Genomic DNA, 22,714 nt, shown 5'->3' on the forward strand with positions numbered 1-22,714 from the left:
ACGATAAATGCCTGGGTACGGAGGGAAAGACGCATGTACAAACAACTGGTGGAGCGCAATGACAAGGCTGTAGAAAAGGGATTATCCCGGCAGGTGCTTGATCCGGACAGCCGTTATTACGGAGGAACGATCGATCCGTACACGGGAGTGGCCTGGGTAAACCATACCACAGGCACGCCGACGGATATGTGTTACTGGGGCACCGCGCTCGTGAATCCGGCATCGGCCTATTACCGGGACGAGGCGCTTTTGGAACGGTTGTTGCTGGCGACGGAGTTTGTGCTTCGCCACCAGCACGAGGACGGTTCTATCTCCCCGGGCTGGACGAATTATCACTCTCCGCCGGATACGGCGTTTGTCGTTGTAGGGTATGCCCAGTTATATCTGGTATTGCAGCAGCAGGCATGGCCGCCGCTGCAGCCGGTACTGCACAACATGCGCCTGTTTCTGGAACGAACCATGCCGGTCATGTTGACCGGTGGCTGCCATACGCCCAATCATCGCTGGGTTCTATGCGCGGCGCTCGGTTTTCTGTACCGGATATTCGGGCAGGAAGAGGCGCTGCAGCGCGCCGGGCAATGGCTGGCAGAGGGCATGGACATTACGCCTGCCGGGGAGTGGACCGAGCGCAGCAACGGCATATACAGCGCAGTGAGCGATATTATGCTCATTCATGCCGCGCGATTGCTGTCCCGGCCGGAATTGCTTGAACCGGTGAGGCTCAATCTGCGCATGATGGCATATCTTGTGCATCCTTCCGGCGAAATTGTGACGGACTACTCGGGACGGCAGGATCTGGGGCAAGTTCATGATCTGTCGCCTTATTATCTGTCCTATGCGATCATGGCCAAACTGGACGGCGATCCGCTGTTTGCCGGCATGGCCGAATGGGCGGCAGAGTCGCTGACGGATCCGGGCGTTTGCTCGGTCAACGCACTCGTCAGGCTGATGCTGGAGCCCGATTTGCAGGAAACGCAAGGCGGCCGACTTGATCTGCTCGATCAGTATGAGGTCATGTTGAACGGAAATTTTGATCGGGAGCAATATTTGGGACGGATGGATGAAGCAGGCCATCATGGCCGCATCAGCCACAGTCGCATGCATACGGACTTTGGCGCGCCGGTGGCCCGCATTCGCGATGGAAAAACGAGCGTGACCGTAATGACGGAGGTGCCTTCGTTCTTTGCGCTGCGGCACGGAGCCGTCCGTTTGTTGGCCGTGCAGCTGGCCTCCTACTTTAACCCCGGTTATGTACCCATGCAGCAAATGAGGCAAACGGAGTCCGGTTACAGTCTGATCGGCGAACAGAAAAAAGGATACTATGGCCCCGTGCCCACAAACCGGTTGCCATTGTCGGCCAACACACCAACCAGCCCGTGGTACTTGCTTCCCCATCAGGAGAGGGAGCTTACCCATGAGCAGACGTTTAGCGTGCATGCCGAGGTGGCGCAAACGAAAGACGGTTGGACGCTGGACCTGGCAGGCGAGAACCCGCAGGAGATCATGATGCAGCTGTCCTTCGTGTTTGGCAGCGAAGGCGAGCTGTCCTCAAACGGGCTGGTGGAAACGAAGAAAGGCGGCCCTTATTTCTGGGAAGGCGGCACATTGCGCTATGCCTGCGGCGGGGACTGGATCGAATTGACCGGTGGCGAGCTGGGCCATCTGGCGGCAACGGTGCGTGAAGCCAAGCTGCCGGACGGCTGCCAGGTTGTGCTGGTCAATTTCATGACGCCGTTTCGCAAAACCATTCATATTTCGCTATCGCCGTCCATGGCGGCAAATACCCTAAACACGATATTAGACGAAAAGCGCTGAGGCAGACCCAAAAGATGACGTGCCCTTCAACAATCAGGAAGGAGCCGTCATTTTTTTTTGCAATTTTTGCATAAACCCCATGAAACTGCATATTGAGATGAGGCCCTCAAGATGTGGTATACTGGAGAGTATGAATGAAAAGCTAAGAGGAGGTGCCTTGGTGGATGAAGGGCAAGCTACTGCGGGCTAAGGGACACCTTGCCAATATTATACCGATTCATTTGGATGCGTCTTTCTTTTTCGAAAGAGCGGTCCGCTCGCTGGACCGAAATCATGTCGACAAGGCATTGAAATATTTTCGCAAAGCGGTAGAATACGAGCCGGACAATCCGGTCAATCATTGCAATATGGCAGGCATTTTATCGGAGAAGGGAGATTACGAGGGCTCCAATGCCGTGCTTGCACACGTACTTGACATTGTCGATCCGTCGATGACGGAATGTTATTTTTACATGGCGAACAATTATGCCAACATGAACCGTTTCGAAGAGGCGGAGCAGGCGTTGGTAACCTATTTGGAGGAGGACCCGCAGGGTCAGTTCATGGCCGAAGCGGAGGAGATGATGGAGCTGCTCTATTATGAGCTCGATCGTCCGGCGAAGCTGAATCAGATCAAATCGCGCAAAGGCGTGGTTGAGCACGATCAGGCACGCGAGTTTCTGGAGCAAGGGAAGTTTGCCCAGGCTGCCGAGCTGCTGGAGAGCATGCAGCCGGACTACCCCGATTATTTGGCTGCCCGCAACAATTTGGCGTTATCTTACTATTATATGGGGCTGTTCGATAAAGCGCGGGAAACGATTGCCGAGGTGCTGAAACAGGAACCGGGCAATTTGCACGCCTTGTGCAACCTGGCGATTTTCTACCAGAACGAAAACCGTCCGGATCAGGTGTTGCAGCTCATCCACAAGCTGCGCGTCATGGTTCCGTTCCAGGAAGAGCAGGTATACAAACTGGCGACCACGATGGGTATTCTTGGACAGCACGAACCGGCATACGGCCATTTCCGACGTTTGCTGAAGAACGAAGAGACCGCTGCGGATCCTGCGCTTGTGCACTATGCGGCGGTTGCGGCTTTCAATACCGGACGATATGATGCGGCAGAACGGTTGTGGCGGCATGCGGGCAGGCTTGACCCGACTTCCGAGGTTTCCGGATTCTATCTGTCCGGCCTGGAGCAGGTGCGGCAAGGAGAGGCGGAGCCCCAAATGCTGAGCTACCATTACCATTTGCCTTTTGATGAGCAGTTTCGGCAATGGGAGCATGCCGGCGACGGCATTCCGGAGGAAATGAGAAACGATCCGCTCATCCGCTCGTCATTCTTCTGGGCACTGCGCCACGGAGATCGCGCAACGAAGCTTCAGGTTATCCAAGCGCTGGCCATGATCGGCGATTATGAAGTGCAGCAGGCACTTCAGACGTTTGTGGATGAAGCTGCCGATGAAGATGATGAACTGCTTCACGTTGCCGGCTCGGTTCTGAACCAGCTTCGCCAATCCGAGGCTGAGACCAAGGGGAAGAAAACGTCTTCTCCGGTGCTCGTCACCATGGTAAGGGGCCAATCGGCTTCAAAGGAACAGCTTGCCGCAAAGAAGGAGGATCCGGCTGGATCTTCCCCATCATGGCAGGCCGTAGTGGAACGCGTGGTGCAAATGACCGGATCTGCCGCAGAGCTGCGGCAGGAGGCGGAGCGGGTGTGGAACGACTTTGTGTCCCGGATGCCTTCCGAGAAGCCGAATGCAAAGCAGATTGAGTGCTGGGCAGCCGGCCTGGAATATGTTGCCGCCAAAGCGTATCATCGTTCCGTAACTTATCAGAGCATTGCGGAACGTTATGGCATCTCAGCCGCAACCGTGAGCAAATATGCCCGCCAGATTAGTCAGGTCTGCAATGAAACGCTGCCAACCGTTTAGAACATCGAAATGGCTTTGCTCGGTTGAACAACGGAAGATCGAGTGCCTGGGTAAAGAAGGTTTGTGGAAAGATTCGATCCGTTGTGGAAGGATATAACGGGTTGGAAAACGGGTAAACTTAACTGATGGGCTTAACAGGGTCATTATTGAAGTTCACGGGTCAATCCATTCTCAACCTTACCAAGGAGGCTGAATCTATATGTCTAAGCACAGAGCAATCGTGATCGGAACAGGCCCTTCAGGGCTGACAGCAGCGATCTATCTGGCACGGGCCAATCTGAACCCGCTGGTGATCGAAGGCCTTCAACCTGGAGGTCAATTGACGACGACAACCGAAGTGGAAAACTTCCCGGGGTTCCCTCAGGGAATCATGGGGCCTGAACTCATGGATAACATGCGCAAACAAGCTGAGCGTTTTGGAGCAGAGTTCCGAAACGGATGGGTTGAGAAAGTCGATTTCAGCCAACGTCCCTTTAAGATCAAAGTAGAAGGCGTTGGCGAGCTGGAAGCCGATGCCGTGATCATCTCGACCGGTGCTTCTGCGCGTTATCTCGGCATACCGGGCGAGCAGGAAAATGTTGGGCGTGGCGTCAGCACATGCGCGACGTGCGACGGTTTCTTTTTCCGCGGGAAAAAGCTGATTGTCGTTGGCGGAGGCGATTCCGCCATGGAGGAGGCGAGTTTCTTGACCCGCTTCGCAACCGAAGTGACGCTGGTGCATCGCCGCGACGAGCTGCGAGCTTCGAAAATTATGCAGGATCGGGCGCGCAGCAACGAAAAGGTGAAGTGGGCATTGAACCGTACACCGCTTGAGGTCCAAGCGGAAGGGCTGGGCGTCAAAGGCCTTAAGGTACGGAACAACGAGACCGGGCAGGAAGAGTTTTTGGAGGCGGATGGCGTCTTTGTGGCGATTGGACATACGCCGAATACAGGCTTCCTGGGCAACCAGATCACGCTGGATGACCATGGGTATGTTCTCGTCAAACCGGGAACGACGGAAACCAACGTTCCAGGCGTGTTCGCTTGCGGAGACGTGCAGGACACGAGATATCGCCAGGCCGTTACGGCTGCGGGCTCAGGCTGCATGGCGGCCATGGATTGCGAAAAGTTCCTTGAGGGCGAAATGGTTCACGACTGGAGCGAGACGTTGGATCTCTAAGCATGGCGAGGGTGTTTTTTTGCATAAACTATAGGGAAGAGACGTCGGGAAGTCTCATGGATTGACGAGAGAAGCCGGAAGGCTTCTCTTTTTTGAAACCAAATAAGCTGGAGATCGTATACATAGGGCGCATACTAGGTGTGAGGTGAAGAAATTGGGGGAAATGGTAAGGGAGTGGCTTCAGAACGCAACAGTGAGACGGTTTCTAATCCTCCTGCTGTTCTGTTTGATCCTATTTAGCATGGGAAGCATGCTGCACATGATTTTGCTGCTGTTTTTGGTGACGTACGTCATGAACCGGCTGCAACAATTCATTACGGCAAAGCTGAACAAATTGTTTCCGATAAATTATAAAGTGGTCGTCATTCTGTTATACCTGATCGTGATTGCGGCCATTGTATTGGGAATTTCGAGGTATTCTCCGAGGATCGTGGACCAGGTCATCCAGTTGACCAACGAGATCATCAAGTTTCTGGACAGCGCCGACGGCGACAATTTTACGTCCAAAATCGCAGGTTACCTGCAATCGTTTGATATCAAGAACTACACGAACGGAGCATTGAAATACATTCTGGCGCTGAGCAAATGGCTGGAATTCATTCTGCTCGTCATCATTCTAAGCTTGTTCTTCCTGCTCCAAAAGCAAGAAATCTTCAAATTTACATCCAAGTTCAAAGAGAGCAAAATTGGCTGGTTTTATAAAGAGGTTGCATACCTGGGGGATAAATTCATATCTTCCTTTGGCAAAGTGATCGAGGCCCAGTTGATGATTGCCGTGTTCAATACGATTTTAACTATTCTGGGGTTATGGATTCTCGGATTTCCGTACCTGTTCGCATTGACCATTCTGGTGTTTGCACTCAGTCTGGTTCCTGTGGCGGGGGTGATCATCTCCCTGGTGCCATTGTGCTTGATCGGATATCAAATCGGCGGACTGCAAATGGTCATTATCGTCGTTCTCATGATCATCGTCATTCACGCGCTCGAAACGTATTTCCTGAATCCGAAGCTGATGGCGCACAAAACAAAATTGCCGATGTTCTACACCTTTATCGTGCTGATCCTGTCCCAGCATTTCCTCGGCATCTGGGGCTTGATCATCGGGATTCCGATTTTTGTCTTCCTGCTGGACATTCTGGATGTGAACCGCATGGAGAAAACGGACGAACCGGTGCGGGTGGAATCGAAGCCATAAAGCATGGATCTCAGTACGCTGACATTACAGCAATGGTTGAAATTTGGAAAAAAGGAAAAACGCCTCCCATGTCGGGAAGGCGTTTTTTCGCATGCATGCCTGCGGACCATATGCGCCGGAAACCAAAGCCGGATCGGCCTGCAGCAGACGGCATGGCCCATCCATGGTATCGTATCGGCTTCCGTGGCAATCCGGCTACAGCCAGCCCTTTTTCTCGGCAATGCTGACGGCCTCCATGCGATTTTTGGCTTCCAGCTTATTGAATGCCTCGGACAAGTAATTTCGTACCGTACCGTACGAGAGGTGCAAGGAAGCGGCAATATGGTTGGCATTCAAGCCTGTAGCGGCCAGCCGCAGCACCTCTTTCTCGCGTTCGGTCAAGGGGTTGGCTTCCTTTGATGCACCGAACACAAGCTCCGGGGACACTTCGCGCCCGCCGTTCATGACGCGGCGGATGGCTTCGGCGAGCCTGTCGCTCGGCTCGTCCTTGAGCAGGTAGCCTTTCACGCCCGCTTGGATGGCCCGTTCCAGGAAGCCGGGCCGGGCAAAGGTGGTAAGGATGATGACCTTGCAGGACAAGCCCTGCTGCTGAATGCGTTCAGCCACGTCCAGCCCGGTCATGACGGGCATTTCAATGTCCATCAGGCAAAGGTCGGGTTGAAGGGAAGCAATAAGCTGCAATGCTTCTTCGCCATTGCCGGCCTCGCCGACCACCTGCAAATCATCCTCCAGATCAAGCAGGGAAGCGAGCGCTCCCCGCAGCATGCGTTGATCTTCGGCGATCAGTATTCGAATCATGATGGCACTCCTCCTTGCATTTTACTGGCGATCAGCGGAAAGGAAAGGACAAGCTCCGTTCCGGTTTGGTCGGAGGAGATTCTCAGTGAACCGTCAATGAGGCCGAGCCGTTCACCCATGCCTTTTAATCCGTTCCCGGCTGTTTCCTCCGGGTTCTCCAATCCAATGCCGTTGTCCTTCACGGTGATGCCGATCCCGTAACGGGTCCGTTCCATGCGGATCATGCTGCGCGTAGCCTGGCTGTGCTTGACGATGTTGGTTACCGCTTCGAGCAAGCATAGACCGATCATGTTTTGCGTCAACTCGGGCACGTCGCTCCAAGATTCCTGTTCCCCCGCCATGTGAAGCTCGATTTCGGCGCTGCGCAGCATTTCTTTGGCATCGGCGAGAGCCTCGGGAATGCTGATGGCCCTCATGTCCGACACCAGCTGCCGGACTTCCCGGAGCGCCGCGCGGGACGTGCGTTCGATTTCGCGGGCTTCCTGCAGTGCCCGCTCGGGATTTTTGGGGATCAGTTTGGCGACCAGTTCGCTCTTGAGCGTGATCAGGGATAGCGTATGTCCCATCGTGTCGTGCAGATCCCTGGCGATGCGCATCCGCTCTTCGCGCTTAACCAGCTCTTTGATGTGCTGCTGCGCCTCATCCAATCGTACCTCCAGGTTCTGCCGGTCGATCATGGTGCGTATGCCATAGGGGGACACGAGCATGATCAGGTAAAACGGGGTAAAGAACATCAGCTGGTCCGCGGTCAGTTCGGTGATGCGCAGCGCGACGGGAACCGTCTGTACGATGGCAAAGATCAGCAGAAACAGTCGAAACAAACGTTTGTCTGCGTACCATCCGATAAAATTGGCCGAGAAGAACCCCAGGAAGAACATATTGGGGTCGATGATCAGCGACAGCACCAGAACGGTCAACATTTGCAGGCAAAGCCAGTACGAAAATTTGGCGGTTCCGGCCGTCATGTACAGCTGCCTGTAAGTTACGATAAACACGATAAAAGCGGTCAAGCCGACGTAGAGCACGGTTCCCCGCGAATTCCACAAGTAGTAGACCGGCATGGCGAGATAAATCAACCATATATAAGGATAGAAGCCGTACCGGTTCGGGAAAAGTTCAAAGCGCCGAAGCATGCGTGTGTGTTACGCCTCCTTTTGCTTTCTGCGGATATATGTGGATAGTAACATAAAACCCGCCAAGTATGCCGCCAAAATCAGGATATCGCGTAAAGCGGGCGCTTGGCCAGCTGCGATATTCCATGCCCCGTTGCCAAAGCTGTTGGATGGCAGCCAGCTGCCGATGCGTGCCAGCCATTCGGGCATAACGTCCAGCGGCATCCACATGCCTCCGAGCAGGGCAAGCGCCAAGTACAGCATGTTGCTCAAGCCGCTCGCCGTGTCAACCCGGCGGAATGTGCCGATGCAGGTGCCAAGCGCCAGAAACGGCAGCGATCCGGCGAGAATCCACAGCGCGGAGCCGATCCATTGAGAGGCAGTCAGTTCTACGCCGTTGATGAGGTAGCCGGCGGTAAAAATGATGACGATGGAGCAAAGATGAATGGCGGTCTGGCCGACCATTTTACCGGCGAAGTAGATGGAGCCTGGCAGTGGAGTGACCTGCAGGAAGGTTGACCAGCCGTGTGCGCGTTCCTGTACGAGCCGGATGCCCAGCGTCATGATGGAGGAACCCATGATGCTGAAACAGGTCATGGACATCAGGTAATGCGCGTTCCACGCTTCCGCATCGCTGGTGCCCGTAGCGAAGATTCGGGTGTACAGCACATAGAACGCAACCGGGATCATCAGGGACCAGAATACAAAATAAACGTTGCGCGACATGCGGAGCATTTCGACTTTGGATTGGGCAATCAGCATCGACATCGACATGTTAAACGTCCTCCTTCAGGGTTTCGACGAATTGGGCATAAGCTTCATCGAGCTGTCCGGCTTCGATGCGGATGTCCCGCACCGGAAGCTGACGCTCCACAATTTGGCGAATCAGTGCATCGGTATCGCCGGCGTACAGAACGCAGCGACCTTTCTTGTATTCGATTTGGTCCACGCCGGGCAGATCCTCCACGAGTTTGCGCATATTCGGCGAAGGCTCAGGTGAGCTGCTCGGGCTGCTTTCGGTCTTTAATGGATCCGAGATGGCGAAAGACAGCGTGCGCCGGGACATTCCCGCTTTGATGCTGTCAGGCGTTCCGTCCGCTGCAACCTTGCCATTATGGAACAAGATAATACGATCGGCAGCTTCGTCCGCCTCCTGAAGATAGTGGGTGGTGAAAATAACGGTCTTTCCCCTTCCCGCCAGTTCGCGTACATGGTTCCAGAAATGTCTGCGGGCTTCCGCATCCAGGCCGACGGTCGGTTCGTCGAAGAAGAGCACTTCCGGATCTCCAGCCATCGCCAAAGCAAAACCCAGGCTGCGCTTTTGGCCGCCGGACAGCTTCTCTGCGCGCTTGTTCATGTCTTTCGGCTGCAGGCCGGTAAGCTGCATGATCTGTTCCGCATCGAGCGGGGAGGGATAGTAGCCGCGCACCAGGTTGATCATTTCGCGGACGGTAATACCGTCCATGACGCTGACGTCCTGGAGCATGACGCCGATTTTTTGGCGGACGGCCTGGTCTTCGGGCGCTTTGCCGAGCACCGTGATGCGGCCCGAGGTAGGGGTGGAGAGGCCAAGCATCATTCGGATCGTCGTCGTTTTGCCTGCTCCGTTAGGCCCCAGGATGGCCACAACCGTTCCTTGTTCCACGTGGAGAGATATATCGCCCACGGCATGTTTGCTTCCAAATCGTTTACTCACATGATCAAGCTGGATCACTGCCGGTTTCATTATGGATTCACGTCCTTTTGTTCAGTTCTAATGGCTGATTTCATCATACGAAATGAGAGGAGGTGACATTAGTAAGGGTTGTCATGACATTCGGATGACAACTGTCATGTTTTGGGCATGGAACGAATGATTGGGCAATATCATGAGTTGAGGCTGCCGGCAGCATGGTGCCGGAAGGGCGAGCTTGCGTTTGAATAAAAGAAGGAGGGTGAAAAGGGGTGTTTCGGCAGAGCTGTGATGCGGCTCACAAGAGGGCTCGGAACGCGTTCTATCACAGTTTCTATCGTCTTGACCCCGGGGTATCCTTCAATTATAGTTGGTAGGTAGGATAAACTATTTTAGATAGATAAAGGTGGCTTGCAGCATGTCTGAGAAAATCTACGTTGGGGTCGATCTCGGCGGAACAGCAATCAAGGTCGGTATATGCGATGATCAAGGTCAGCTTTTGCATACGTACGAAGGGCCGACAGAAGTGAGTCAGGGCGTGGACCGCGTTGTCGACAACATTGAGAAATATGTCCGTCATATCGTTGCCGAGTCCCCATACAGCTGGGATCAGCTTCAGGGTGTAGGAGCCGGCGTGGCCGGTTTCACCAATGTACGCGAGGGCATTATCGTTCTGGCCCCTAACATCGGATTTCGGAATGTGGCCATTCGTTCCATTTTGGAGGAACGTTTGGGCAAGCCGGTCAAAATAGATAACGATGCAAACGTGGCTGCACTTGGCGAGGCATGGGCCGGGGCCGGTAAAGGCGTGGACAATTGCGTCTGCTATACGCTCGGCACGGGCGTAGGCGGTGGTTTGATCCTGAACGGCAAAATCTATCAAGGCTTCTCCGGCATGGCAGGGGAGCTGGGGCACATCAGCGTGGTGCCTGATCTGGAAGCGATCCAGTGCGGATGCGGCAAGATGGGGTGCGTGGAAACCGTTTCCTCCGCGACGGGAATCATTCGCATGGCGAAAGATGCGGTGGAGCGCGGCGATCATACGTCGCTGGCACTGGTTGACAAGATTGCGGCAAAAGAAGTGTTCGACGCTGCCAAGGCAGGCGATGAAGTCGCTCTGCGCATCGTGAACCGTGCAGCATTTTACCTGGGCAAGTCCATGGCAGCCGTTGCGGCGGTCATCAACCCGGAACTGTTCATTATCGGTGGCGGCGTATCCAAAGCTGGGGATTTCCTGTTTGACGAAGTGCGTTCGGTATTTTCCCAATTGACGCCGGAACCGCTGCAGGAAGGCGTACGCATTCTGGAAGCTACGCTGGGCAATGATGCGGGTATCGTAGGTGCGGCAGGTCTTCATCTTCGTTCGTAGTGTACGTGCAACAAGACGGTAGGGCGGCAATATGATAAGGAGGGGAACATTATGCTTGAGAGTGAAGTTTCATCGGGCAAAAGCGCCACGCTCATTATCATTACGGGCATGTCCGGAGCGGGTAAAACCATTGCGGTGCAAAGTTTGGAGGATCTCGGCTTTTTCTGCGTCGACAACCTGCCGCCCGTGCTGATTCCGAAATTCGCGGAGCTGATCGAGCAATCGAACGGCAAAATCGGCAAAGTGGCGCTGGTGATCGATCTGAGGGGACGGGAGTTCTTTACGGCGCTGTCCGAGTCCTTAAGTTACATCAAGGATCATTTTACGATCCACTGCGAAATTCTGTTCCTGGATGCGACCGATTCCGTGCTTGTACAGCGCTATAAAGAGAGCCGGCGCAGACACCCGCTTGCGCCTGAAGGCATGCCGCTGGACGGCATACGGCTTGAACGAAAAATGCTGGAGGAACTCAAAACTTCGGCGACACAGGTACTGAATACAAGCACGTTGAAACCGGCTCAGTTGAAAGAGCGGATCATTTCCCGTTTTTCCCATCTGGAAAGCAATATGCTGTCAGTAAACATCACGTCATTCGGATTCAAATACGGCATTCCAATTGACGCAGACCTTGTATTCGATGTTCGTTTCCTGCCAAATCCGCATTACATTGATCATTTGCGTCCAAACACGGGTCAGAACAGCGAAGTGTATGAATACGTCATGAAATGGCCCGAAACGCAGTCGTTCCTGACCAAATTGCTCGATATGCTGCACTTTTTGATTCCGCAGTACAAAAAGGAAGGCAAGAGCCAAGTCATAATCGGAATCGGCTGCACGGGCGGGAAACACCGTTCTGTCGCGATCTCGGAATATTTGGGCAAAATGCTGGGTACCAGCGAAACCGAGGCTGTGACGGTGAGTCACCGCGACGCTGATCGGGATCGTCATTGAAGAGGGTGAAGGGATGAAAGAGGCCGGACCACGAAGAGAACGTCCGAGAATTGTCGTCATGGGCGGCGGAACGGGATTGTCTGTGATGCTGCGCGGCTTGAAGGAAAAACCGATGGACATCACGGCCATCGTCACGGTTGCCGATGACGGCGGAAGCTCCGGCATCCTGCGCAATGAGCTGCAAATGCCGCCTCCGGGCGACATTCGCAATGTGCTCACTGCGCTGGCCGATGTGGAGCCATTGCTTTCGGATATGCTCAGCTATCGTTTCAATACAGGCTCGGGGCTTGCAGGCCACAGCCTGGGCAACCTGATTTTGGCTGCCATGACGGATATTTCGGGCGACTTCGTAACCGCAGTGCGGGAACTTAGCCGCGTGTTTGCCGTTCGCGGGCAGGTTCTTCCTGCTGCCGGGCAGGCCGTTGTGCTGCATGCCGAGATGGAAGATGGTACGATCATTACGGGCGAATCGAAAATCCCCGAGGCCGGGGGACGGATCAAACGTGTTTTCCTTGAACCGGATCACGTGGAGCCGTTGCCAGAGGCCGTCGAGGCCATCCGTCAAGCCGACGCCATTCTGATCGGACCAGGGAGTTTGTATACGAGCATTTTGCCTAATCTGCTTGTCCCGAAACTGGCCGAAGCGGTCGTTGAGGCCAATGCGGTAAAATTGTTTATATGCAATGTGATGACGCAGCCTGGGGAAACCGACGATTATACGGTGAGCGATCACCTTAAAGCCGTATATGATCATGTCGGGCACCAGCTTTTTGACTATGTCATCGTAAATAATGGTGATATTCCACTGCAAGTTCAGAATAGATATGCAGAAAAGGGATCAAAACCGGTCGTTCTGGATATGAATGTCCTGAAAAGCGCAGGCTATCAGGTAGTTGCGGATACGCTGGTTCTGTTCCGGACTTATCTGCGCCACGATGCTGAGAAACTCAGCCATCATATTTTCCAGCTGGTTCAAAATTGGATGTTACGGAAGAGGTGAAGTCTCATGTCGTTTGCAGCACAGACCAAAAAAGAATTAACGCTGATCGAAAGCGAGCCGTGCTGCGAAAAGGCGGAACTTTCAGCCCTTATCCGTATGCTTGGTGCGGTGCAGCTATCGAATAGAAAAGTCATATTGGATATTTCGACGGAGAATGCCGCCATTGCGCGCCGTGCATACTCTTTGCTCAAAAAGCACTTTCCGGTGCATACGGAACTGCTCGTTCGCAAAAAAATGAGGCTGAAAAAGAACAATGTGTATATTGTTCGGATTCCGTCCATGGTTCAGGAGATTTTGAAGGAACTGTACATCGTGTCGGAAGGTTTCCTGTTCACGCCAGGCATTAATCGGGAATTGCTGAAAAAAAATTGCTGTAAACGCGCATACCTTCGCGGGGCATTCTTGGCCGGGGGATCGGTCAACAATCCGGAAGGCTCCTCCTATCACTTGGAGATTGCATCCATGTACGAAGAGCACTGCCAGGCCTTGGTGGATTTGGCGAATGAGTTTCATCTGAACGCCCGGTGTATAGAAAGGAAAAAAGGATTCATCCTATACATCAAGGAAGGCGAGAAAATCATTGAACTGCTCAGCATCATCGGGGCGCATCAGGCGTTGTTCAAGTTCGAGGACGTACGCATCATGCGCGATATGCGCAACTCCGTAAACCGGATCGTCAATTGCGAAACGGCCAACCTGAACAAAACGATCGGCGCCGCGGTAAGGCAAATCGATAACATCAAGCTGCTGCAGAAGTACATCGGCCTTGAAGCGCTGCCCGAGAAACTTCGGGAGGTGGCTGAAGTTAGGCTTGCGCATCCCGACATCAACCTGAAGGAAGTGGGCGAGCTGCTCAAAGGAACGGTAAGCAAATCCGGAGTGAATCACCGGCTGCGCAAGATCGATGAACTGGCTGAGAAAGTACGAAGTGAACGCCATGGTTAACGCGTGGAGGGAAGCTGCGGAATCTTTTGGGATTGTCCAATGTTTTTTTTGTAGTTTCCTTCACGGGTTAATGGTATAATTGCTATAAATATAATTGTGTATTTAATGTCCAGATTTCCTATAGGGGGGTAAGTTTATATGACAAAGCACCCGGTAGTAGTCCGTTTGAAAACGGGTCTCCATGCCAGACCTGCTGCATTGTTCGTTCAAGAAGCGAATAAGTATTCTTCTGAAGTGTTTGTTGAGAAAGAAGACAAGAAAGTTAACGCGAAAAGCATTATGGGGATCATGAGCCTTGCGATCAGCACTGGTACGGAAATCCAAATTAGTGCCGAAGGCGCGGACGCCGAACAGGCTGTAAACGCTTTAGTTAGCCTGGTAAGCAAGGAAGAGCTTGAGAACCAATAAGATAGCCTGAACGTAGGAAGAAGCCCCGAAAGGGGCTTTTTTTTGCGTTTAAGGGGATTGTCCTGCAACATTTTGGCAGTCGCTTCGTCTGTAGAAGTATCAAACCGATTCTGAAATGAAATAGTATACTTCGAGGAGGCTATTGTGATGGGTAAAACGTGGTTGAAACCGCTGGCTGCGGTAATGGTGGCAGGGACGTTGATGGTAGGAGGAACGGCTTGGGTAGCGCCTGGAAGTTATGCTTACGCAGCCGAGGTACAAGGAATACAGCAAAACACCATTAACGTTGTGGGTAAAGGCGAAATTCAGGTGAAGCCTGACGTGGCGTATTTGTCGATCGGCGTGAGCAGCACGGCAGAGACGGCTGCATCGGCGCAGAAAGCGACGGCTGCCAAAATCAACAAAGTGATCAACCTGTTGAAAAACACGTGGAAAATCAGTGCGGACGACATTAAAACCGATCAATTCTATGTACAACCAAACTACACGTATTCGGAGAAAGACGGGCAAAAAGTTAAAGGATATACGGCATACCACACGCTCTCCGTAACGTATCGCGAACTGGACAAGGTGGGTGAGCTGCTGGATGACGCTTCCCAAGCAGGCGCGAACAGCATCGACAACATCCGTTTCACGGTAGAGAGCCCGGAGAAATACGAAGCTCAAGTCATTGAAAAAGCTGTGGCCAATGCCGACGTAAAAGCTGCGGCGATCGCAAAAGCAGTCAAACGCCAACTGGGCTCGGTATTGTCCGTAACGCAAGGCGATGCGGTAGCTCCAGTATTGTATGCGACGGAAAGCTCCTTTTCCAAATCAAGCGCGGATGCTGAAGCAGGCACGGCTGTTGAAACAGGTCTGGTAAAAGTGAATACGACACTGAGCATTACGTATGAAATGAAATAGGAATTTCACACTAGGTAGGCCATTTTATGGACCATCGCTTCGGAAGCAGAATTCCGGAAGTTATGGTCCATTTATGTTGTTCGGAGGTGGTCGGACCGTTATCCTTCGAAAAATAACAGTGAGGGTTATCCTAGAAGGGATAGTTGTGAGAAGCTGCTGGACGTTGTGGAAAGTAATCCGGTCCATTGGTATCGTTTTTGTGCGTTTGTTCGTGACAAAATATTCATGAACGGCGTCCGGATCGAACAATATTGTAACTGGGGATGTAAACCTTTCCTGAATAGGGTTAATTATAATGAAGAGGTGAGCGTATGAGATATACGGTTCATCATTACATACGCAATATAACTCGATGGGATCATGGGAGAGGAGTTTTTATATATGACATCTTTGAAAAAATGGACAAGTGCGTTGTTGGCGGCAGGTGTAATGTTGGGAGGCGGCTCGGTATGGCTGGACCATTCCGTTCAGGCGGCATCGGTGACCTCGAAGGTAACAGCTCCTGCTGAAGTAACGTTGAAATCCGGCGGAAAAACACTCTCGCAAAAAGGGCTTCTGCAAAACGGTTCGACGTGGGTATCCCTTACAGCCGTGAAGGATGTAGCGGGCGGCACGCTTAAATATGATGCAAAGAAGAAAGAGTATGCCCTCTCGGCAGCTAATAATACAATGAGAATCGTTAAATCGGATGGCGAGAACATCGTTTATGTCAATGACTACTATACGCCGGTGGAAGCGAAGCTGATTCAAGGTCGTTTGTACATTCCGTTCTCTGCCATGAGAGATTATCTGGGCGTACAGGGTGATTGGGATGTCAAAACCAAAACACTGACCCTGAGCAAAGTGAAGCAAAACAACATCGTTGTTAAATCGGCAACAACGAAAGTAACGTTGAAAAACGCCACGGTGGATATTAAGTACCCTCAGGTGAGCGGGCTGGCCAATGCGAACGCCGAAAAGGCGATCAATAAAGTGCTGAAGGACGAATCCGACGCGTTTGTGGCAAGCTTCAAAAATCAGGTTAAAGAAATCGGGGCGCCTGAAGCCAACCGCCCATACGGCTTCCAAAGCTCGTATGTGGTTACTTATAATGAAAACGGCGTGCTTGGGCTGATTACCGAACGTTATGAAGATTATGCGGGCGCACATGGCATGACGACTCGCACCGGTCATACGTTTGCGTTAGACACGGGCAAGGCATTGAGCCTCGATGACGTGCTGCAAAACAATGCTTCCATGCGTCAGACGATCGGCAAAAAGGTAGGGGAACAACTGAAAGCGCTGGGTGGTTACCTCGATGGCTACAAAGGATTGAACAAGGATCAGGATTTCTATGTAACGCCTACGGGCATCGTGGTCTTCTTCCAACTGTATGAGTACACGGCGTATGCGCAAGGATTCCCGGAATTCCCGTTTACGTACAAAGAAATCCTGCCGAAGGGCAGCGAGCCATTCAGCAATGTAAGTGCGGATAAATAAGTAGGCAGATCGTATGATGCGATTCGGTCATGTGTGAGTGAGTTGAATCGAATGTGAGATAAGGAGAAGGGCATTGGTTGCCGAACAGAAATGTTTGGTGGCCAGTGCTCTTTTTTTGAGGAACTTCATACACCTTATCGGTCCCAAAAACAGCTGGTTAAAATTCTAATGAACATCAGGATCGCTATTGGGGTGAAATTGTACTTTAAAGGTGATTTACTGGGTGAATAACGTGCCTCAGGTTCATTAAAGTTCTGTAAGGGCGAAATATCGGCGAATAACGTGTGTGAGGTTCGTAAGATATCACCTTTGTACAAAAACGCATCAACTATGCGAAAAGGGCGTCTCCGTCACGTTTTTCACGTGCGGGACGCCCTTTAGTTGGATCGTCTGTCAGCAAAATGCGACAAGTCGATCTTTAACGACTATAGATGTGGCACTGCGGCTTATACGCCTTGTGCACCTACGTTTTCGATAACTTTATCTACGATACCGTATTCTGCAGCTTCAGCAGCAGTCATGAAGTAGTCGCGGTCGGTGTCTTTCTCGATGCGCTCCAGCGGTTGGCCTGTGCGCTCGGCAATGATGCGGTTCAAGGTATCGCGCATTTTCAGGATGCGGCGTGCGCGAATCTCGATGTCGGAGGCTTGGCCTTGTGCTCCGCCCAGCGGTTGGTGGATCATGATTTCGCTGTTCGGCAGCGCGAAACGTTTGCCTTTGGCGCCAGCGTTGAGCAGGAACGCGCCCATGGATGCCGCCATACCCACACAGATGGTCGATACATCTGGTTTAATAAACTGCATCGTGTCATAGATCGCCATACCGGCTGTAATGGATCCGCCAGGGCTGTTGATGTATAAGTGAATGTCTTTCTCCGGATCTTCCGCAGTCAGGAACAGCATCTGTGCAATGATAGAGTTTGCGACAACGTCATTGACGTCGCTACCAAGGAAGATAATGCGATCCTTCAGCAATCTGGAATAAATGTCATAAGCGCGTTCGCCGCGATTGCTTTGTTCAACGACCATAGGAATGTAACTCACGTGAAAAACCTCCTCGGAAATGTGATGTTAAATTTGGTGGTTATATTTAAACTGTTACCGTATTAACCACATCATAAACAATTTCAATCAAAAAGTCAAAGAAAGTCAAACTAACTTTGAAAAAAAAGAAACCTCTCCGGTTTCACTGGTTAAACAACTTATGAAAGCAAAGTAAAAATGGCGCGCCCGCCAAGAATCGAACTTGGATCTCAGGCTTCGGAGGCCTACGTCATATCCATTGGACCACGGGCGCACAATCAATCAAATATGTGACAGCAATAATGATTATAGCTCATGACCCAATCAATTGCAAGCAGATGATTCGAAAGAAATCGTTTGGAATGTGCCGAAAATGATCATGCTGAAAATATGCGGATAAAGAACTGCTTTCGGTACATGCTATAAGAGGTTTGTTGATGTGCGGTCTCCTGGTTTGCAGGGGCGATATATAGATGGGAAAGCAGCCGATCTTCTATATATAGTATGCCGAATGCGGACTACAAGTTGCCGTGGCAGGATTGTGAAAAATTGAGCGTGAAAATGCCCTGAAACGGGATGAAATGGGCCTTTGAAACACTTGCATGTCGCGTCAGTTTTAGGTAGAATATACGTGGGACTTAAAAAGTTAACCCGGGACATTTTAGGGCCATGATATGAGCTTGGAACGAGAAGCTTGCGGGAGTGGAAAGCATGCGAAAGATTTTAGAAGTGCAAAAGCAGCTTCTGCCTGATCTCATGGATGTCTTGAAGAAGAGGTATACGATTCTCCACCAGATCATGTTATCGGATGTGATCGGACGAAGAACGTTAGCCAATTCCATGCAGATGACCGAGCGGGTTCTGAGAGCTGAGACCGATCTGTTGAAGGCTCAGGGACTAATTGAAATCGACAGCGCGGGGATGAAGATCAGCGAGGCGGGGCTTGAGTTGCTGCAGCAATTGGAGCCGGTAGCCAAAGAGCTGTTCGGATTGTCCGAACTGGAAGAACGCATCATGCAAGCCTACGGTCTGCAAAAGGTAGTCGTCGTTCCCGGCGATTCGGATGCCTCACCGCTGGCCAAGCGGGAATTGGGCAAGGCCGGAGCGAAAGCGCTGAGCAGTGTTATGAACGATAATGATGTTGTAGCTGTCACGGGCGGCTCAACGACGGCCGAAGTTGCGGAGCAATTGACGCTGCCGACCTCACTCAAAGGCGTCTGGTTCGTGCCTGCGCGGGGCGGGCTGGGAGAAAGCCTTGAAATTCAGGCCAATACGATTGCATCCACGATGGCAAAGCGGGCGGGAGCACAATACAAACTCCTGCATGTACCGGATTTGCTAAGTGATCACGCTTATGAATCGCTGATTCAGGACCCGAGCGTGCAAGAGATTCTGCAGCTGATCCGCAAATCGCGGATAGTCATTCACGGAATCGGCGATGCCGTGGAGATGGCGCGGAGGCGCAAGCTTGCACCGGAGATCTTAGAAGAGCTCAAGGAGCAAGGGGCAGTATCCGAATCTTACGGTTATTACTTCAACGATCAGGGTGAAGTGGTACATACCATGCTCACTCTGGGCATGCGGCTGCAGGATATCGAAAGGACGGACGTGGTCATCGGCATTGCGGGCGGCGCCAGCAAGGCAGCTGCCATTCATTCGGTGCTCCGGTTCGGCCAGGAAGATATTCTGATCATCGACGAGGCCGCGGCGAAAGTCATCGTCGCCGAGTTGGACTGATTGCTTTTCCTATTCGTATCGTAATTCAGTTGTCTTGACGGACCTCACCGTCTGTCTTGAATATATAAAGCTTCATACAAAACTAATCAAAACTTGGGAGGAACTTACTCATGATTAAAGTAGGTATTAACGGTTTTGGACGTATCGGTCGTTTGGCATTCCGCCGCATTCAAAATGTAGAAGGCATCGAAGTTGTAGCAATCAACGACTTGACTGACGCTAAAATGCTCGCGCATTTGCTTAAATATGATACAACTCAAGGTCGTTTCGACGGCGAAGTTGAAGTACACGACGGTTTCTTCAAAGTGAACGGCAAAGAAGTTAAAGTTATCGCTAACCGTAACCCAGAAGAACTGCCTTGGGGCGACCTGGGCGTAGACATCGTTCTGGAATGTACTGGTTTCTTCACAACAAAAGAAGCTGCTGAGAAACACCTTAAAGGCGGCGCTAAAAAAGTGGTTATCTCCGCACCAGCTACTGGCGACATGAAAACCATCGTTTACAACGTAAACCATGACATCCTCGACGGTACTGAAACTGTAATCTCCGGCGCATCTTGCACAACAAACTGCCTGGCTCCTATGGCAAAAACACTGCAAGACAAATTCGGAATCGTTCAAGGTTTGATGACTACAATCCACGCTTACACTGGCGACCAAAACACGCTGGATGCTCCGCACCCTAAAGGTGACTTCCGTCGTGCTCGCGCAGCGGCTGAAAACATCATTCCTAACACAACTGGTGCTGCTAAAGCAATCGGTCTGGTTATCCCTGAACTGCAAGGCAAATTGGATGGTGCAGCTCAACGCGTACCAACACCAACAGGTTCCCTGACTGAGCTGGTAACGGTTCTGGAGAAAAAAGTAACGGCTGAAGAAGTTAACGCAGCAATGAAAGAAGCTTCCGATCCGCAAACTTTCGGATACACAGAAGACGAAATCGTATCTTCCGACATCGTGGGCATCACTTTCGGTTCCCTGTTCGATGCAACTCAAACTAAAGTTCTGACTGTGGGCGACCAACAACTGGTTAAAACTGTAGCTTGGTACGACAACGAAATGTCCTACACAGCTCAATTGGTTCGCACATTGGAGCACTTTGCAAAAATGATCAAGTAATATCTGCATCATCATAGAGCGGAAACAGAGCTATTGTTGTTTCCGCTCTTTATCTATCAACCTTTTGCAAATTTCTCAAAAACACCGGCATGAACAGGGCTATTCTGGCCCCATGATCATGCACAAAATACATGGGTGCGGAGGAACGACCAATGAACAAAAAAAGTGTACGCGATATCGAATTGAACGGTAAAAAGGTATTTGTACGTGTAGATTTCAATGTGCCGCTCGAAGATGGTAAAATTACAGATGACAAACGTATTCGCGAAACCCTGCCTACGATCAACTACTTGATCGAAAAAGGCGCAAAGGTTATTTTGGCGAGCCACCTGGGACGTCCAAAAGGCGAAGTTGTCGAGTCCATGCGTCTGACTCCGGCTGCCGAGCGCTTGTCCGAACTGCTGGGCAAACCGGTAGTCAAAGCTGACGATTCGATCGGTGAAGCTGTAAAAGCGCAAGTTGCCGAACTGAAAAACGGTGACGTTCTGCTGCTTGAAAACGTGCGTTTCCACGCTGGCGAAGAGAAAAACGATCCGGAATTGGCAAAAGCGTTTGCCGAGCTGGCTGACGTATTCGTCAACGATGCATTTGGCGCGGCGCACAGAGCACACGCTTCCACAGAAGGCATCGCTCACCTGCTGCCAGCCGTATCCGGCTTGCTGATGGAGAAAGAACTGGAGGTTTTGGGTAAAGCATTGTCCAACCCTGACCGTCCTTTCACGGCGATTATCGGCGGTTCCAAAGTAAAAGACAAAATCGATGTCATCGACAACCTGCTTAACATCGCAGACAACGTAATCATCGGTGGCGGCCTGTCCTACACATTCATGAAGGCACAAGGCTTCGAAGTGGGTCAATCCCTGCTCGACGAGTCCAAACTGGACGTTGCTCTGGGCTTCATCGAAAAAGCAAAAAAACTGGGCAAAAACTTCTACCTGCCGGTGGATATCGTGATCTCCGATGACTTCAGCGCAAATGCTAACACTAAGATCGTTGAAGTAGGCGACATCCCTGCGGATTGGGAAGGAATCGACATCGGTCCTAAAACGCGCGAGATTTACGCTGACGTAATCAAAAACTCCAAACTCGTTGTTTGGAACGGACCAATGGGCGTATTTGAAATCGAGCCATTCTCCCACGGTACTCGTGCGGTAGCGGAAGCATGCGCAACAACAGACGCTTACACTGTAATCGGTGGCGGAGACTCTGCTGCAGCGGCTGAGAAATTCAAGCTGGCTGACAAAATGGACCACATCTCCACAGGTGGCGGTGCCTCCCTCGAATTCATGGAAGGCAAACAGCTTCCAGGCGTAGTTGCATTGAACGACAAGTAAGCTTTAAGCTATAGCATGAAGGAGTTGAAACAGATGAGAACACCAATTATCGCAGGTAACTGGAAAATGTTCAAAACGGTTTCCGAGTCTACTGACTTCATTCAGGAAGTCAAAGGCAAAGCAGAGGTTGATGGCGTTGAAACGGTCATTTGTGCGCCTTTTACCAATCTGCCAGCCCTCGTCGAAGCCGTTAAAGGAACAAACATTAAAATCGGTGCCCAAAACCTTCACTTCGAAGACAACGGCGCATTCACAGGCGAAATCAGCGGCGTTATGCTGAAAGACCTCGGCGTGGACTATGTGATCATCGGCCACTCGGAGCGTCGTCAATATTTCGCGGAAACCGATGAGACGGTCAACAAAAAGATGCATGCCGCATTCCGTCACGGATTGACTCCAATCTTCTGCCTTGGTGAGACGCTTGAAGAGCGCGAAGCGGATCAAACGAAAGACGTTTGCAAAGTGCAAACCGAAGCTGCTTTTGCAGGTCTTTCCGCTGAGCAAGCAGCTCAAGTGGTTATCGCTTATGAGCCAATCTGGGCGATCGGTACAGGCAAATCCTCCACTTCCCAAGATGCGAATGAAGTTATTGCTTACATCCGCAGCCTCGTGAAGGATCTGTACAACGAGAAGGTTGCTGATGCAGTCCGCATTCAATACGGCGGCAGCGTTAAACCTGAGAACGTAACAGAATACCTCGGACAAAGCGACATCGATGGTGCGCTCGTTGGCGGTGCCAGCCTGCAGCCAGCTTCGTTTATCGCGCTTGTTGAGGGGGCGAAGTAAG

General features: G+C 51.7%; 20 protein-coding genes and 1 tRNA gene. 15 read left to right on the plus strand and 6 right to left on the minus strand.

Features of this window, described 5'->3' with window-relative positions; translation table 11 throughout:
- The first annotated feature begins 33 nt into the window (after positions 1-33).
- From SNR34_RS00830 to SNR34_RS00845, 4 genes are all read left to right on the plus strand, one after another.
- A complete protein-coding gene (locus tag SNR34_RS00830) occupies positions 34-1,815 on the plus strand; it encodes a hypothetical protein (protein ID WP_236420392.1) in 1,782 nt (593 codons plus the stop codon).
- Positions 1,816-1,979: 164 nt separating this feature from the next.
- Complete coding sequence (locus tag SNR34_RS00835; protein ID WP_486180946.1) at positions 1,980-3,725, plus strand: tetratricopeptide repeat protein; 1,746 nt, start codon at positions 1,980-1,982, stop codon at positions 3,723-3,725.
- A 199-nt stretch (positions 3,726-3,924) separates the two neighbouring features.
- Positions 3,925-4,884, plus strand: coding sequence for a thioredoxin-disulfide reductase (gene trxB / locus SNR34_RS00840; protein ID WP_486180947.1), 960 nt, complete (start codon positions 3,925-3,927; stop codon positions 4,882-4,884).
- 163 nt (positions 4,885-5,047) lie between these two features.
- Positions 5,048-6,079 (plus strand): AI-2E family transporter, encoded by a 1,032-nt coding sequence (locus tag SNR34_RS00845; protein ID WP_486182376.1) that lies wholly within the window; start codon positions 5,048-5,050, stop codon positions 6,077-6,079.
- Between the two features lie 195 nt (positions 6,080-6,274).
- On the opposite strand, the gene SNR34_RS00850 is transcribed toward SNR34_RS00845, so the two are convergent.
- The 4 genes from SNR34_RS00850 to SNR34_RS00865 are packed head-to-tail and all read right to left on the minus strand — an operon-like array spanning position 6,275 to position 9,715.
- The gene (locus SNR34_RS00850; protein WP_236420388.1) at positions 6,275-6,877 is read right to left on the minus strand and encodes a response regulator transcription factor; all 603 of its coding nucleotides are present in this window, start codon (positions 6,875-6,877) and stop codon (positions 6,275-6,277) included.
- Positions 6,874-8,010: a sensor histidine kinase gene (locus tag SNR34_RS00855; protein WP_343262115.1), complete on the minus strand. Its 1,137-nt coding sequence runs from the start codon at positions 8,008-8,010 to the stop codon at positions 6,874-6,876. Before SNR34_RS00855 ends, SNR34_RS00850 begins: the two co-directional genes overlap by 4 nt.
- 9 nt (positions 8,011-8,019) lie before the next feature.
- On the minus strand, positions 8,020-8,757 hold the full coding sequence (locus SNR34_RS00860) for an ABC transporter permease (protein WP_339278297.1): 738 nt from the start codon (positions 8,755-8,757) through the stop codon (positions 8,020-8,022).
- A 7-nt stretch (positions 8,758-8,764) separates the two neighbouring features.
- A complete protein-coding gene (locus SNR34_RS00865) occupies positions 8,765-9,715 on the minus strand; it encodes an ABC transporter ATP-binding protein (protein ID WP_343262114.1) in 951 nt (316 codons plus the stop codon).
- Between the two features lie 364 nt (positions 9,716-10,079).
- Between SNR34_RS00865 and SNR34_RS00870 the strand changes: the two genes are divergently transcribed.
- The 7 genes from SNR34_RS00870 (at position 10,080) to SNR34_RS00900 (ending at position 16,716) form a co-directional block, all read left to right on the plus strand.
- A complete protein-coding gene (locus SNR34_RS00870) occupies positions 10,080-11,030 on the plus strand; it encodes an ROK family glucokinase (protein ID WP_236420385.1) in 951 nt (316 codons plus the stop codon).
- 51 nt (positions 11,031-11,081) lie between these two features.
- Entirely contained in the window at positions 11,082-11,981 is a 900-nt protein-coding gene (gene rapZ / locus SNR34_RS00875; protein WP_236420384.1) for an RNase adapter RapZ, read from the plus strand.
- 13 nt (positions 11,982-11,994) lie between these two features.
- Entirely contained in the window at positions 11,995-12,981 is a 987-nt protein-coding gene (locus SNR34_RS00880; protein WP_236420383.1) for a gluconeogenesis factor YvcK family protein, read from the plus strand.
- A 6-nt stretch (positions 12,982-12,987) separates the two neighbouring features.
- Positions 12,988-13,926, plus strand: coding sequence for a DNA-binding protein WhiA (whiA, locus tag SNR34_RS00885; protein ID WP_486180948.1), 939 nt, complete (start codon positions 12,988-12,990; stop codon positions 13,924-13,926).
- A 138-nt stretch (positions 13,927-14,064) separates the two neighbouring features.
- A complete protein-coding gene (locus tag SNR34_RS00890) occupies positions 14,065-14,334 on the plus strand; it encodes an HPr family phosphocarrier protein (RefSeq protein WP_236420381.1) in 270 nt (89 codons plus the stop codon).
- A 147-nt stretch (positions 14,335-14,481) separates the two neighbouring features.
- A complete protein-coding gene (locus tag SNR34_RS00895; RefSeq protein ID WP_486180949.1) occupies positions 14,482-15,237 on the plus strand; it encodes an SIMPL domain-containing protein in 756 nt (251 codons plus the stop codon).
- 381 nt (positions 15,238-15,618) lie between these two features.
- The gene (locus SNR34_RS00900; RefSeq protein ID WP_486180950.1) at positions 15,619-16,716 is read left to right on the plus strand and encodes a PdaC/SigV domain-containing protein; all 1,098 of its coding nucleotides are present in this window, start codon (positions 15,619-15,621) and stop codon (positions 16,714-16,716) included.
- 446 nt (positions 16,717-17,162) lie between these two features.
- On the opposite strand, the gene clpP is transcribed toward SNR34_RS00900, so the two are convergent.
- Positions 17,163-17,759, minus strand: coding sequence for an ATP-dependent Clp endopeptidase proteolytic subunit ClpP (gene clpP, locus SNR34_RS00905; protein ID WP_290371490.1), 597 nt, complete (start codon positions 17,757-17,759; stop codon positions 17,163-17,165).
- A 178-nt stretch (positions 17,760-17,937) separates the two neighbouring features.
- A tRNA-Arg gene (locus tag SNR34_RS00910) sits at positions 17,938-18,012 on the minus strand.
- A 437-nt stretch (positions 18,013-18,449) separates the two neighbouring features.
- Between SNR34_RS00910 and SNR34_RS00915 the strand changes: the two genes are divergently transcribed.
- From SNR34_RS00915 to tpiA, 4 genes are all read left to right on the plus strand, one after another.
- Complete coding sequence (locus SNR34_RS00915) at positions 18,450-19,475, plus strand: sugar-binding transcriptional regulator (RefSeq protein WP_236420378.1); 1,026 nt, start codon at positions 18,450-18,452, stop codon at positions 19,473-19,475.
- A 110-nt stretch (positions 19,476-19,585) separates the two neighbouring features.
- On the plus strand, positions 19,586-20,593 hold the full coding sequence (gap, locus tag SNR34_RS00920; RefSeq protein ID WP_236420377.1) for a type I glyceraldehyde-3-phosphate dehydrogenase: 1,008 nt from the start codon (positions 19,586-19,588) through the stop codon (positions 20,591-20,593).
- A 152-nt stretch (positions 20,594-20,745) separates the two neighbouring features.
- Positions 20,746-21,927 carry a phosphoglycerate kinase gene (locus SNR34_RS00925; RefSeq protein ID WP_236420376.1) on the plus strand — a complete coding sequence of 394 codons (1,182 nt, stop codon included), beginning with the start codon at positions 20,746-20,748 and terminating at the stop codon, positions 21,925-21,927.
- A 33-nt stretch (positions 21,928-21,960) separates the two neighbouring features.
- A complete protein-coding gene (gene tpiA / locus SNR34_RS00930) occupies positions 21,961-22,713 on the plus strand; it encodes a triose-phosphate isomerase (RefSeq protein WP_343262112.1) in 753 nt (250 codons plus the stop codon).
- The last annotated feature ends 1 nt before the right edge of the window (position 22,714 follow it).

The organism is Paenibacillus sp. XP01 (assembly GCF_057364885.1).